The following is a 12,348-nucleotide window of genomic DNA, read 5'->3' as shown; positions in this document are numbered from 1 at the left end:
CAAGTAGGCCTACGGTCGTCAGCATGCAGAACCGCCGCCTCCTCGCCCTGCCGCTCGTCGCCGGCGCCGCCGCGCTCGTCCTGACCGGCTGCGCGACCTCCTCGTCCCCAGGCAGCGCGTCGAGCGACGGCACGGTCCGCGTGGTCGCCTCGACGAACGTCTACGGCTCGATCGTGCAGTCGATCGGTGGGAAGGACGTCGAGGTGACGAGCATCCTCGACGACCCGTCGCAGGACCCGCACTCGTTCGAGTCGAGCGCGAAGACGCAGCTCGCGGTCTCGAAGGCCGACCTGCTCATCGAGAACGGGGGCGGCTACGACGACTTCATGACCACGCTCGCGAAGTCCGCGAACACGAAGGCCCCCACCATCAACGTGGTCGACCTCTCCGGGCTCGAGAAGGACGGGGACAAGGAGTTCAACGAGCACGTGTTCTACAGCTACCCGACCATGGTGAAGCTCGTGGCCGAGGTCGAGCAGCGGCTGGCGAAGCTCGACGCCGGGCAGGCCGACACCTTCGCGGCGAACGCGAAGACGCTCACCACGAAGCTCGAGGACCTCGAGTCGCAGACCGCCGCCGAGAAGCAGAAGGTCGACGGGGACAAGGTGGCCTACACCGAGCCCGTCCCGGGGTACCTGTTCGAGGCGATGGGCCTCGACAACGTCACGCCCGAAGCCTTCTCGGAGGCGATCGAGGAGGGCGACGACGTCCCGCCGGCCGCCCTCAACGACACGCTCAAGCTGTTCAGCGACAAGACCGTGCGGCTCCTCGCCTACAACGAGCAGACGTCCAGCCCGGAGACCGAGCAGGTCAAGAAGGCAGCCGACCAGGCCGACATCCCGGTGGTCGGTGTCACGGAGACCCTCCCGAAGGGGAAGGATTACGTCTCGTGGCAGCAGGCGAACATCGACGCGATCACGGCGGCCCTCGCGAAGTGACCGCCGTCCAGACCCCCTCGCGAACCGCTGCGGCCCCCGGCCGTGGCGGTTCCGCCGTGCTCGAACTCCGTGACGCGGCGCTGTCGTACGGCTCCCGTGCACTGTGGTCGCACCTCGACCTCGATCTCGCACCCGGGGAGTTCGTCGCCGTGCTCGGGCCGAACGGCGCCGGCAAGACCTCGCTCCTGCGGACGGTCCTCGGCCAGCAGCGCCTGACCAGCGGCACGATGTCGTTCCTCGGCCAGCCCGTCCGACGCGGCCACCGGCGGATCGGGTACATCCCGCAGCAGCGGCTCATGGAGTCCGGGACCCCGCTCCGCGCGCGGGACATGGTCGCGCAGGGCGTGACCGGTTCGCGCTGGGGTGTGCTGCCGGCCAGCCGTACGGAGCGCGCGCGGATCGACCGGATCCTCGACGAGGTCGGCGCGACGGCGTTCGCGGACGCCCCTGTCGCCGAGCTGTCCGGCGGCGAGCAGCAGCGCACCCGCGTCGGGCAGGCGATCGCGGCCGACCCCGCGCTGCTCCTGTGCGACGAGCCCCTCATCTCGCTCGACCTGCGGCACCAGCGCGGCGTCACCGAACTGATCGACCGGCAGCGGCAGCAGCAGGGCGCCGCGGTGCTGTTCGTCACGCACGACGTGAACCCGATCCTCGACGTGGTCGACCGCGTCCTCTACATCGCCGGCGGGCGCTTCCGGATCGGCACTCCGGACGAGGTCCTGCGCGCCGACGTGCTGAGCGACCTGTACGGCACCCCCGTGGACGTCGTCCGGACCATGGGACGCATCGTCATCGTCGGCGGCAACGAACCCCACGACCAGACCGGGGCGCACCACCACTGCGACCCCGACCCGCAGGCGACCGTGCCGGACGAAGGGCGGATCTGATGGACGTGCTGTCGACCGTCTTCTCGTTCCAGGACTACGGCGAGCTGCTCGTGCTCGTCCAGAACTCGATCTGGGCCGGCGCGGTGCTCGGCATCGTCGGCGGCCTGATCGGCCCGTTCGTCGTCGCCCGGAACATGCCGTTCGCGGTGCACGGCATCTCGGAGCTGTCCTTCGCGGGGGCGAGCGCGGCGCTGCTGTTCGGCGCGAACGTCGTCACCGGCTCGCTCGTCGGGTCGGTCGTCGCGGCGCTGCTCATCGGCCTGCTCGGCTCCCGGGCCCGCGAACGCAACTCGATCATCGCCGTCCTGATGCCCTTCGGCCTCGGTCTCGGCATCCTCTGCCTCGCGCTCTACAAGGGCCGCGCGGCGAACAAGTTCGGCCTGCTCACCGGCCAGATCGTCTCGGTCGACAACCCCCAGCTCACCTCGCTCGTGGTCGTGTCCGCGATCGTCGTCGTCACGCTGCTGCTCGTCTGGCGCCCGCTGATGTTCTCCTCGGTCGACCCGGACGTCGCCGCGGCCGCCGGGGTCCCGGTCCGGACGCTCGCGCTCGTGTTCATGCTCGCGCTCGGCCTGGCGACCGCGGTGTCCGTGCAGATCGTCGGCGCGCTGCTCGTCCTGTCGCTCCTCGTGACCCCGGCCGCCGCAGCGCTCCGACTGACCTCGCACCCGGTCGTCGTCCCCGTCCTGTCGACGGTGTTCGCGGTCGTGTCGGTCGTCGGCGGCATCCTGCTCGCCCTCGGCGGCGGGCTGCCGATCAGTCCGTACGTCACCACCATCTCGTTCCTCATCTGGGTCGTCTGCCGCGTCGTCGGCTCCAGGAGGGACCGCCGTGGACGCGACCGGGTCGCGGTCCGCGAGCAGACCGCCGGGGGCGAGCCGCGCCTCCCGGCCGGCGGAGCCGACGCGTCGACCGACGCGGGCCGCAGGGAAGGAGTCACCGCGTGAACGCCGTGCAGAAGCCGAAGCGGAACACCTGGCAGCGCGAGGCGGTGCGAACCGCCCTGTCGAGCACCGAGGGGTTCGTCAGCGCGCAGGCGCTGCACCAGCACCTGCGGGACGACGGGTCCACGATCGGCCTGGCGACCGTCTACCGGGCGCTCGCCGACCTGGCGACCGAGGGTGACGCCGACTCGCTGCAGCAGGACGGCGAGTCGCTCTACCGTGCCTGCACCACCGACACGCACCACCACCACCTGATCTGCCGGAACTGCGGCCGCACGGTCGAGATCGAGGCCGACCCGGTCGAGCGGTGGGCGCAGGACGTCGCGGCCGCGAACGGCTTCACGAACGCCAGCCACGTCGTCGACATCTTCGGCGAGTGCGCGGTGTGCACGGCGTCGCGGACCGGCGCGTAGTCTCCGGCGCATGCACGTCATCCTGGTGCCCGGGTTCTGGCTCGACGCGAGCGCGTGGGACGAGGTGACCCCGGTCCTGCAGCGTGCCGGGCACTCGGTCCAGACGATCACGCGCGACGGCGACACGCTCGACGAGCAGGTCGCGGCGATCGTGGCCGTGCTCGACGACGTGGCCACGCCGGAGGAACCCGTCGCGCTCGCGGGGCACTCCGGGGCCGGGCCGATGGTGCTCATGGCCGCGGACCAGCGACCGGCGCTCGTCGCGCACCTGCTGTACGTCGACACCTTCCCGGGACCGGAGGGCGGGTGCGTCAACGACGAGCTCCCGGTCGTCGACGGCGTCGTGCCGCTGCCGTCGTGGGACGTCTGGGAGCCGGCGACCGTGCGGGGGATGACCCCGGAACTCCGCGCGGCGTTCGAGCAGCGGGCGGTCCCGGAGCCCGCGGCGGTGCCCTCGGACCGGTTCCACTACGCCGACGCCGCGCGGCACACGATCCCGGCGACCGTGGTGTCGTGCGAGGTCCCGGCGACGGAGCTCGCGGCGATGGTCGCGGAGCACCACGCTTGGACGACGGAGCTCTCGGCGGTGGAGGACCTGACGATCGTCGGGCTCGAGACCGGGCACTGGCCGATGATGACGGCGCCGACGGAGCTCGGGGAGCTCCTGGTACAGGCGTTGGCGCCGCGGCCGACGGCGGCGGCGTAGGGCGATCTTCGGCGCCGGCGCTGGCCGGCGTTCGTCGAGTGGGCAGGCGTTCGTCGAGCGGGCCGGCGTTCGTCGAGCGGGCAGGACATGCCATGCGCTAGTCGTCGAGTGGGCGAACTTCGTCGTCGCCGCGTGCCGAGCGTGCCAGATCTGGCCCGCTCGCCCCCGCTGCCCGCACCACCTCGCCCCGCCGCTCCGCCGCCTGCCCGCCCGACCCGGCCCGTCGGCCCCGGCTTGCGACACGCGCGGCCGTCCCGTAACGTTGTCCCCTGGTCCGCTGCGTCCGCGTGGCAGACCCAGTTGTTCCAAGCCCTCCGACCGTCGCGAACGCCGCGGTCGCGCGGTGCTCCCGGCCCTTCGACAGGGTCCGCGAGCCTGGGCGGCGCACACAACCCCCTCGGATCGTCCCCGGACGTTCCGCGTGTGCGCCAGGCAAGTGAACTTGGGAGCGGCCGTCCGGTCGCTCGGTACCTCAGGAGGAAACCATGGCAGCAGTGTGCCAGGTGACCGGAGCCACCCCCGGCTTCGGACACAACATCTCGCACTCGCACCGCCGGACGAAGCGTCGCTTCGACCCGAACGTGCAGAAGAAGACGTACTACGTGCCCTCGCTTCGTCGTAACGTCACGCTCACGCTCAGCGCGAAGGGCATCAAGGTCATCGACGCACGCGGCATCGAGTCCGTCGTCAAGGACCTGCTCGCCCGAGGGGAGAAGATCTGATGGCCAAGAAGGGTCAGGACGTTCGTCCGATCATCAAGCTCCGCTCCACGGCGGGCACCGGGTTCACCTACGTGACCAAGAAGAACCGTCGCAACAACCCGGACCGCCTCGTGCTCAAGAAGTACGACCCGGTGATCCGCAAGCACGTCGACTTCCGTGAGGAGCGCTAAGCATGGCGAAGAAGAGCAAGATCGCGAAGAACAACCAGCGCGCCGAGGTCATCGCGCGCTACGCCGAGCGTCGTCTCGAGCTGAAGAAGGCCCTCGTGGACCCGAACGGCACCGACGAGTCGCGTGAGGCTGCTCGCGTCGGCCTGCAGAAGCTCCCCCGCGACGCGTCGCCGGTCCGCTACCGCAACCGCGACGCCATCGACGGCCGCCCCCGTGGCCACCTCGGTGAGTACGGCATCAGCCGTGTCCGCTTCCGCGACATGGCCCACCGTGGCGAGCTCCCCGGCATCACGAAGAGCTCCTGGTAAGCACCGGCTCCAGCGAACGCCCCGTCCCCTCCGAGGGACGGGGCGTTCGTCGTCCGCGGACCCGTACCGGGGTACACGGCCGTCACATCCGTCACTCGGACCTCACCAGACCCTCGACAACCCCGGAAATCCGGGCGAGTCGGTCCGCGACGACCCGTCCGGCTGGTAGGTTCGCTGACGGTTCCGCCGGGTGTCCTGCCCGCCGGTCCAGAACGTCCAGGGCACCCGCTCCGGGCGGGCGGGCGTCCCGCACGTCCCACCGACACTGCAAGAAGTCCGAGGAGGACATCCATGGCTGACAAGTCACTGAACCGCACCGAGCTCGTCGCTGCCGTCGCGCAGGAGTCCGGCCAGAGCCAGGCCACCGTCAACGGCGTCGTCGACGCGCTGTTCAGCGTCGTCTCGTCGTCGGTCTCCGACGGCACCAAGGTCACCATCCCCGGCTGGATCGCCTTCGAGAAGACCCACCGCGCCGCACGCACCGGCCGCAACCCGCAGACGGGTGAGGCCATCGAGATCGCCGCGAGCGACTCGGTCAAGGTCAGCGCCGGCTCGAAGCTCAAGGCAGCCGTCAAGTAAGACCACTGCACCACACGGAAGGGACGGCTGCGGCCGTCCCTTCTGCCGTTCCCGGGTCCGGCCGGCGGTCCGCGACACTCCTGCACCGGCCTGGAGGCGCGGACCACCGCCCACAGGCAGCTCCGTCGGGTGGGTGGTCGCTCCGGGCAGCGCCTAGGCTTGTCGGGTGGATCGGATCGCGCGCATCGCCGGCCCCGCCGTGCTGCTGCTCGTCGGGTTCGTGTCGCTCCTCGTCGCGCTCGTCGTCGGCGGGGGCGCGGACCGTGCCCTGATCGCCGACCCCGGCGCGGTCGTGCGCTTCGGGCTGCCGATCGCGCGGCTCGTCGTCGACCTGGCCGCGGCCGCCACCATCGGCGGGCTCGCGCTCACCACGGTGGGACTCTCGCGCAGCCGCCCGGAGTGGAACCGAGCCATCGACATCGCGGCGGGCGCGGCCGGTGTGTGGACCGTCGCGGCCGCCGTCGCCACCTTCTTCACGTTCCTCAGCGTCGCCGGTTCCCGGATCAGCCTCGACGAGCAGTTCGGCCAGTCGATGGGGGTCTTCCTCACCGGCACCGACCTCGGGCTCGCCTGGCTCGTCACCGTCCTGGTCGCCGCGGCCGTCACGGTCCTGTGCTTCGCCGTCCGGGCACGCGGCATGGTCGCGCTGACCGCCGGCATCGCGATGATCGGGCTGATCCCGATCGCGCAGCAGGGGCACGCCGCCGGCACCGCGAGCCACGACTCCGCGGTGACCGCACTCGGGCTGCACCTCGTCGGCGCCGCGCTCTGGGTCGGCGGACTCGTGCTGGTCGTGCTGCTCCGCGGGGTCCTCGGCGGCGATCGCCTGCCGTTGGTCGTGGGGCGGTACTCGAGCATCGCGCTCGGGTGCTTCGTCCTCGTCGCGGTCTCGGGCGTCGCCTCGGCGCAGATCCGGGTCGGGGCCTTCTCGAACCTCGGCAGCCCGTACGGCGTGCTCGTGATCGTGAAGTCCGCGGCGCTCCTCGCCGTCGGCGTGCTCGGCGCCGTGCACCGCCGTCGGACGATCCGGTCACTCACCGCCGAGCCCGGTCGCCGCGGACCCTTCTGGACGCTCGTGCTCGTGGAGCTCGCGGTGATGGGCGTCGCGAGCGGGTTCGCCGCTGCGCTCGGACGCACCGCGACCCCGGTCGACCAGGTCGCGCTGAGCAAGACCACCAACCCGTCGCCCGCCGAGCTCCTGACCGACGACCCGTTGCCCCGTGACCCGGGCGCCTGGGGCTGGCTGACGGCGTGGAACATCGACCTGTTCTGGCTCATGGCCGCGGTGCTCGTCGCCGCCGCGTACGTCGCGGGCGTGGTCCGGCTCCGCCACCGCGGGCAGGGCTGGCCGGTCGGCCGGTCGGTGGCGATGGGGATCGCGCTCGTGTCGCTGGTCGTCGCGACCTCGGGCTCGCTGCACACCTACGACCGCTTCCTGGTCTCGGCGAACGTCGGCGCGCACGTCGTCCTCGGCCTGGTGGTGCCTGCGCTCCTCTGGGCCGCGGCGCCGGTCCGGCTCGTCCGCGCCGCGGTGCAGACGCGTGACGACGACAGCACCGGGGTCCGCGAATGGACGGGGCTCCTCGTCGACAACGGCGTCGTGCGGTACCTCGTGCAGCCCTTCCCGGCGTTCGTGCTCCTCGCCACGGTGTGGTGGGCGCTCTACGGCACCCAGGTCCTGCGCTGGTCGGTGAGCGACCCGACCGGCCGCACACTCGTCGACGTCGGCCTGCTCCTGGTCGGGCTCCTCGCCGTCCCCACCCTGCTCACGCCGGTCGCCGCCGGTGCCCGCTCGGCCTCGGTCCCCGCCGCCCTGGTCCGGATCGCCGGCGCCGTGGTCGTCGCGGCCGGTGTGGTCTCGCTCGGCGTCGCGCTGCAGGGGCCGCTCGGGCTCGTGCAGGCGTCGTGGTTCGGGGCGATGGGGCGGACGTGGGGTCCGGACCCGCTCGTCGACCAGGCGCGCGGCGGGGTGGTCCTCGTCGTCGCCGGATCGGCCCTGCTCGTCACGGTCGTGGTCGTCGTCCTGCTCCGACTCCGTCGGGACCGCGGCGCCGTGACGGACCCGCGGCCGACCGAACCGGTGACGACGGACGCCTGATGGCCGTCGAGCTCAGCGCCGAACAGCGGGCCGTCTTCGAGTACATCGAGACGACACGCGACCACGTGTTCATCACCGGTCGTGCCGGGACGGGCAAGTCCACGCTCCTGAACCACCTGTCGTGGAACACCGAGAAGCAGGTCGTGATCTGCGCACCGACCGGGGTCGCCGCGCTGAACGTCGGCGGGCAGACGATCCACTCGCTCTTCCGCCTGCCCATCGGACTCATCGCCGACGCCGAGCTCCGCCAGGGACCCGAGACCCGCAAGCTCCTCAACACCATCGACACGCTCGTGATCGACGAGGTCTCGATGGTGAACGCCGACCTCCTCGACGCCATGGACCGCTCGCTGCGCAAGGCCCGCGGACGGCAGTTCGAGGCCTTCGGCGGCGTCCAGGTCGTGATGTTCGGTGATCCCTACCAGCTGCCGCCGGTCCCGGGCGACGGGGACGAGCGCGCCTACTTCACCGACCACTACCGGTCGATGTGGTTCTTCGACGCGAAGGTGTGGCTCGAGGCCGAGCTGCACATCGTCGAACTCGCGAAGGTGCACCGGCAGCGTGACGACGCCTTCGCGGCCATGCTCACCGCGGTGCGGCACGGGCGCGTCACCGCCGACGTCGCCGGGCAGCTCAACGCCGCGGGGGCACGGCCGGCACCCGACGACGCGATCACGCTCGCGACCCGGAACGACACCGTGGCCCGGATCAACAAGGCGGCGCTCGACCGGCTCCCCGGCAAGGTCAAGACCGCCAGGGCCGACGTCAACGGCGACTTCGGCGGTCGGAACTTCCCGGCCGACGAAGCGCTCGAGCTCAAGCCCGGCGCGCACGTGATGTTCCTGCGCAACGACCCCGACCAGCGCTGGGTGAACGGCACGCTCGGCGTCGTGACGACCATCCGTGACACCGTGTGGGTCGACGTCGACGGGGAGTCGTTCGAGGTCCAGCCGTCCGTGTGGGAGAAGTTCAAGTACTCCTACGACCCGGACAAGAAGGAACTCAAGAAGGACACCGTGGGGGAGTTCCAGCAGTTCCCGCTCCGCCTGGCCTGGGCGGTGACGATCCACAAGTCGCAGGGCTCGACGTACGACCGCGCCGTGGTGGACCTCGGCAACCGGGTGTTCAGCGCCGGGCAGACCTACGTCGCGCTGTCCCGGCTGACCTCGCTCGAAGGGCTGTACCTGACGCGCCCACTCCGGCCGCAGGACATCATCGTCGACCTGGACGTCCGACGCTTCATGTCCGAGGCTCCCCGGATCGTGGCGACCGAGCTCGAGGCCGCCCGCCAGCCCGACGCCGACGCCTGAGGTCCACCGCGTCCGCCGCTCGTCCGACGCGCCCGCAATCCGACGATCGTCGTCCGCCGAGTGGCCCAGATCTGGCGCGATCGAGCGTCACCGCCGACGGATCGCGCACGCTCGGCGGACGACGCGCGGCGTGTCCTGCCCGCTCGCGCGCCAGCACTCGCCCCCCGACGCGACGACGCCCCGCCCACCGGGGTGGACGGGGCGTCGGGGGAGCGGTCGATCAGACGGTGACGTCCATGCGGCGCGAACCGCGGATGGCGCGGATGTTCTCACGGTCGGCGCCGAACGCCGTCAGCAGCAGCACCACACCGACGATCGCGTGGAACAGGTTGTCCGCGAAGGTCAGGGCGAAGACGTTGGCCGAGGTGTTGCCGAGCGCGAAGCCGTACACCGCCATGACGACGAGCACGATGCCGACGAGCAGGTTGCCGTTCCGCGACCCGATGGTGGTGCCGAGGCCCGTGATGAGCAGCACCACGGCGAGGAGCACCCAGAGCAGCGACATCGCCGGGTTCACGCCGAACGCGTTCCAGAGCATCCCGCCCTGGCGGCTGAAGAAGCCGGGGTCGCCGTCGGCGGCGAGGAAGAAGCCCAGGAAGCCCCAGAGCGCGAGGAGGGCACCTGCCGTCAGGGCCAGGCCGCGGTTCGGCGAGGCGGTGATGCTCGGTTCCTTGATGGCCACTTCGGTCTCCTCCTGGTACAGGGTGGTGGCGGTGGGCCCGCCGGCGTACGGAGCCGGTGCGTCCGCCCGTGTGCCGCGTGCGGTGCGGCCGTCGCTCCCGGAGGGGGTGCTCCCCTCGTTCACAGGCGCAGACCGGCGGACCAACGGTATCGTGACCGGCCCCGACCGTCCGAATCGCACCCGAGGAACCAGGCGCACGAGGAGGCCGATGACCGCCACACCGAGGAGGACCAGTCCGGTGACCCGAACGCCCGACCGCACGGCACCCGAGTCGCGGGGACCGAGCGTCTCGCGACGGCTCCGGTGGGGGCTGCTTGCGGCTCTGGGGTTCGTGATCGTTCCTTCCGTCTACGCGGCCGCCGTGCTGACGTCCGTCGGGCAGCGGGTCGAGGACGCCGCGCTGGGCGGGGTCCGCGAGTCCGACCTGTTCGGTTCGGACACTGCGCTGAACGTCATCTCGGTGCCGGTCATCCTGTTGCTGGTCGTCGTCATCGCGGCCGTGGCGTTCGCCCGACGCCGGCTCGCGGTGGGGCTCGGAGCAGGTGTCGTGGTGCTCGCGTCGGCAGCGACCTCGACGCTCGTGAAGCGTATCGCCGAGCGCCCGGAGATCGCCCAGTCGACGACCCCCAACTCGTTCCCCTCCGGCCACGCCACCATCGCGCTGGCCGCCCTGTTCGCCGTGCTCATGGTGACGCCGAGGCGCTTCCGCGGGGTCGTCACCCTCCTCGGCACCGCGTACGCCGTGTTCGTCGCGAACCAGACCGTGGTCTACGGCTGGCACCGGGTGAGCGACATCGTCGGTGCCTGCGCCATCGCCCTGTTCTGGGTGGGCGTCGTCCGCGCGGTCGGCCCCCGGGTGGACCGCGGTGAGCGCGGGGACCGTGACGGCAGCCGGGGTCCGCGGCGCGTGGTGACCGCGATCCTGCTGATCGGTACCGCTGTCACGTTCCTGGTCGGCGTCGTCGCGCTCGTCGTCGGGCTGGCCGGGGGCTCGCACGACCACGGCGCGATCCTGGTCGCCGGGCGCATGGCGTCGAGCGCGAGCGTGCTCGCCGTGGTCTCCGTGGTGTGGCTCGCGGACCGTCAGCACCACGCGGACCGGACCGACACCGCCGCACTGCCCGCCCAGCGCTGACGCCCGCCCGTCCGAGCCCGTCCGCCCACGCCGCCCACGCGCGCCGACCCTGTCGATGGAGCAGACGACGTCGGGCAGCGGCGCAGGACCCGACATCGTCTGCTCCATCACAAGCCAGCGACGGGCGAGGGCCGGTGTCGGGCGGACGCCGGATCCTCCGGCCAGAGTCGCCCGGAGCCGGGAGATGGCGGGAATGCCGCCGCCTGCGCTACGTTGTACCCATCAAGTCGATGCAAACGCATCGATTGGCCGCTGGCGAACAGACCGGCGCGAGCGAGCAAGCCAGGAGGCGTGCACCATGCAGTTCGGCATCTTCACCGTCAGCGACGTCACGACGGACCCCACCACCGGCCGGACGCCGGACGACACCCAGCGCGTCAAGGACATCCTGACGATCGCCGAGCACGCCGACCAAGCCGGCCTCGACGTCTTCGCCACGGGTGAGCACCACAACCCGCCGTTCGTCGCCTCGAGCCCGACGACGATGCTCGGCTACCTCGCCGGTCGGACGAAGCACATCACCCTGTCGACCAGCACGACGCTGATCACCACGAACGACCCGGTGCGCATCGCCGAGGAGTACGCGATGCTCCAGGTGATCTCCGACGGCCGCATGGACCTCATGATGGGCCGCGGCAACACCGGCCCCGTGTACCCCTGGTTCGGCCAGGACATCCGCCAGGGCGTGAACCTGGCGATCGAGCACTACGCGCTCGTCCGCCAGCTCTGGGAGAACGACGTCGTGGACTGGCAGGGCAAGTTCCGCACCCCGCTGCAGGGCTTCACGTCGACCCCGCGTCCGCTCGACGGCGTCCCGCCGTTCGTCTGGCACGGTTCGATCCGCACGCCCGAGATCGCCGAGCAGGCGGCCTACTACGGCGACGGCTTCCTGCACAACAACATCTTCTGGCCGATCCAGCACACCGAGCAGATGGTCGGTCTGTACCGCCAGCGCTTCGAGCACTACGGGCACGGCACCGCCGACCAGGCGATCGTCGGTCTCGGTGGGCAGTTCTTCGCCCGGAAGAACTCGCAGGACGCGTGGAACGAGTTCCGCCCGTACTTCGACAACGCCCCGGTCTACGGTCACGGCCCCTCGATGGAGGACTTCACCGCCCAGACCCCGCTCACGGTCGGCTCCCCGCAGCAGGTCATCGACCGGTACGCGACGATGAAGGACCACGTCGGGCACTACCAGCGCCAGCTGTTCCTCATCGACCACGCCGGGCTGCCGCTCAAGACGGTGCTCGAGCAGATCGACATCCTGGCCGAGGACATCGTCCCCGAGCTCCGTCGCATCAACGACGCGGACCGTCCGGCGCACGTGCCGTCGGACCCGCCGTCGCACGCGGACCGCGTGGCCGCGGCGCTCGCCGCCGGCACCGTCGGCAGCGACCACGTCGCGGCCGAGGACGCGTGGACGGGCGCGTCCGTCTGACCGCAGACGTGACCACCT

At 71.4% G+C, this 12,348-nt stretch carries 14 protein-coding genes; 13 read left to right on the top strand and 1 reads right to left on the bottom strand.

Annotated elements, in window-relative coordinates; translation table 11 throughout:
• The first annotated feature begins 23 nt into the window (after positions 1–23).
• The 11 genes from HUN58_RS09905 (at position 24) to HUN58_RS09855 (ending at position 9,075) form a co-directional block, all read left to right on the top strand.
• Entirely contained in the window at positions 24–938 is a 915-nt protein-coding gene (locus tag HUN58_RS09905; protein ID WP_141860019.1) for a metal ABC transporter solute-binding protein, Zn/Mn family, read from the top strand.
• A 56-nt stretch (positions 939–994) separates the two neighbouring features.
• Positions 995–1,825, top strand: a complete 831-nt coding sequence (locus HUN58_RS09900) for a metal ABC transporter ATP-binding protein (RefSeq protein ID WP_254631661.1) — start codon at positions 995–997, stop codon at positions 1,823–1,825.
• Positions 1,825–2,772, top strand: coding sequence for a metal ABC transporter permease (locus HUN58_RS09895; protein WP_114850373.1), 948 nt, complete (start codon positions 1,825–1,827; stop codon positions 2,770–2,772). Before HUN58_RS09900 ends, HUN58_RS09895 begins: the two co-directional genes overlap by 1 nt.
• Entirely contained in the window at positions 2,769–3,182 is a 414-nt protein-coding gene (locus HUN58_RS09890; RefSeq protein ID WP_114850372.1) for a Fur family transcriptional regulator, read from the top strand. The genes HUN58_RS09895 and HUN58_RS09890 overlap by 4 nt, the downstream gene beginning before the upstream one ends.
• Before the next feature lie 10 nt (positions 3,183–3,192).
• Complete coding sequence (locus HUN58_RS09885) at positions 3,193–3,888, top strand: alpha/beta fold hydrolase (protein WP_175325319.1); 696 nt, start codon at positions 3,193–3,195, stop codon at positions 3,886–3,888.
• Between the two features lie 485 nt (positions 3,889–4,373).
• Positions 4,374–4,610 (top strand): 50S ribosomal protein L28, encoded by a 237-nt coding sequence (gene rpmB / locus HUN58_RS09880; protein ID WP_022903747.1) that lies wholly within the window; start codon positions 4,374–4,376, stop codon positions 4,608–4,610.
• On the top strand, positions 4,610–4,780 hold the full coding sequence (rpmG, locus tag HUN58_RS09875; protein WP_022908193.1) for a 50S ribosomal protein L33: 171 nt from the start codon (positions 4,610–4,612) through the stop codon (positions 4,778–4,780). The genes rpmB and rpmG overlap by 1 nt, the downstream gene beginning before the upstream one ends.
• Positions 4,781–4,782: 2 nt before the next feature.
• Positions 4,783–5,088 carry a 30S ribosomal protein S14 gene (rpsN, locus tag HUN58_RS09870; RefSeq protein WP_022903745.1) on the top strand — a complete coding sequence of 102 codons (306 nt, stop codon included), beginning with the start codon at positions 4,783–4,785 and terminating at the stop codon, positions 5,086–5,088.
• A 291-nt stretch (positions 5,089–5,379) separates the two neighbouring features.
• Positions 5,380–5,667 carry an HU family DNA-binding protein gene (locus HUN58_RS09865; protein WP_058741891.1) on the top strand — a complete coding sequence of 96 codons (288 nt, stop codon included), beginning with the start codon at positions 5,380–5,382 and terminating at the stop codon, positions 5,665–5,667.
• A gap of 166 nt (positions 5,668–5,833) precedes the next feature.
• Complete coding sequence (locus HUN58_RS09860) at positions 5,834–7,765, top strand: cytochrome c oxidase assembly protein (protein ID WP_180225757.1); 1,932 nt, start codon at positions 5,834–5,836, stop codon at positions 7,763–7,765.
• Positions 7,762–9,075, top strand: coding sequence for an ATP-dependent RecD-like DNA helicase (locus HUN58_RS09855; RefSeq protein ID WP_114850441.1), 1,314 nt, complete (start codon positions 7,762–7,764; stop codon positions 9,073–9,075). Before HUN58_RS09860 ends, HUN58_RS09855 begins: the two co-directional genes overlap by 4 nt.
• Before the next feature lie 220 nt (positions 9,076–9,295).
• Here HUN58_RS09855 and HUN58_RS09850 read toward each other — a convergent pair whose 3' ends face one another.
• The gene (locus HUN58_RS09850; protein ID WP_167509977.1) at positions 9,296–9,757 is read right to left on the bottom strand and encodes a DUF4383 domain-containing protein; all 462 of its coding nucleotides are present in this window, start codon (positions 9,755–9,757) and stop codon (positions 9,296–9,298) included.
• 238 nt (positions 9,758–9,995) lie between these two features.
• Between HUN58_RS09850 and HUN58_RS09845 the strand changes: the two genes are divergently transcribed.
• A complete protein-coding gene (locus HUN58_RS09845; protein ID WP_208745488.1) occupies positions 9,996–10,892 on the top strand; it encodes a phosphatase PAP2 family protein in 897 nt (298 codons plus the stop codon).
• A gap of 298 nt (positions 10,893–11,190) precedes the next feature.
• The gene (locus tag HUN58_RS09840; protein WP_058741896.1) at positions 11,191–12,330 is read left to right on the top strand and encodes an LLM class flavin-dependent oxidoreductase; all 1,140 of its coding nucleotides are present in this window, start codon (positions 11,191–11,193) and stop codon (positions 12,328–12,330) included.
• The last annotated feature ends 18 nt before the right edge of the window (positions 12,331–12,348 follow it).

The sequence above is a fragment of the Curtobacterium sp. Csp1 genome, assembly GCF_013347185.1.
The sequence above is the reverse complement of the archived record's forward strand: the minus strand, read 5'-3'. Positions and strand labels throughout refer to the sequence as shown.

Excerpts from the sequence above, each read along its gene's own strand:
- HUN58_RS09905 (WP_141860019.1), top strand. The coding sequence starts at position 24 with ATGCAGAACCGCCGCCTCCTCGCCCTGCCGCTCGTCGCCGGCGCCGCC.
- HUN58_RS09895 (WP_114850373.1), top strand. The coding sequence starts at position 1,825 with ATGGACGTGCTGTCGACCGTCTTCTCGTTCCAGGACTACGGCGAGCTG.
- HUN58_RS09885 (WP_175325319.1), top strand. The coding sequence starts at position 3,193 with ATGCACGTCATCCTGGTGCCCGGGTTCTGGCTCGACGCGAGCGCGTGG.
- rpmB (WP_022903747.1), top strand. The coding sequence starts at position 4,374 with ATGGCAGCAGTGTGCCAGGTGACCGGAGCCACCCCCGGCTTCGGACAC.
- rpmG (WP_022908193.1), top strand. The coding sequence starts at position 4,610 with ATGGCCAAGAAGGGTCAGGACGTTCGTCCGATCATCAAGCTCCGCTCC.
- rpsN (WP_022903745.1), top strand. The coding sequence starts at position 4,783 with ATGGCGAAGAAGAGCAAGATCGCGAAGAACAACCAGCGCGCCGAGGTC.
- HUN58_RS09865 (WP_058741891.1), top strand. The coding sequence starts at position 5,380 with ATGGCTGACAAGTCACTGAACCGCACCGAGCTCGTCGCTGCCGTCGCG.
- HUN58_RS09840 (WP_058741896.1), top strand. The coding sequence starts at position 11,191 with ATGCAGTTCGGCATCTTCACCGTCAGCGACGTCACGACGGACCCCACC.